Here is a 223-nt window from a genome sequence, read left to right as displayed (position 1 = left end):
TCCTCCCAACTGGAAATTAAGACTGGTATTGCCATCTCCTATCTGTTTAACATTGATGTTATTATTCCGCCCCTCGAACTGAAACCCAACAAAAGTATTGAAATCTCCAAACTGATCAGCTTCCATGGTATTAGGGTTATTGGGATCAGGCCGAATCTGGATTTTGATAGATTTGTTGCCCGTACCATCCTGAGTGGTGGAAAGGTCCTGGGCAAAAGCCGTT

At 43.5% G+C, this 223-nt stretch carries 1 protein-coding gene; it reads right to left on the bottom strand.

What is annotated here, in order from left to right; genetic code table 11:
• Window positions 1–223: hypothetical protein (locus E1171_RS00020; protein ID WP_155202966.1), on the bottom strand; the 223-nt coding region annotated here is incomplete at both ends.

Source organism: Xanthovirga aplysinae (genome assembly GCF_009711365.1).
GTDB lineage: Bacteria > Bacteroidota > Bacteroidia > Cytophagales > Cyclobacteriaceae > Xanthovirga > Xanthovirga aplysinae.
Note: the sequence above shows the minus strand (reverse complement) of the source record. Positions and strands in the feature narration are given on the sequence as shown.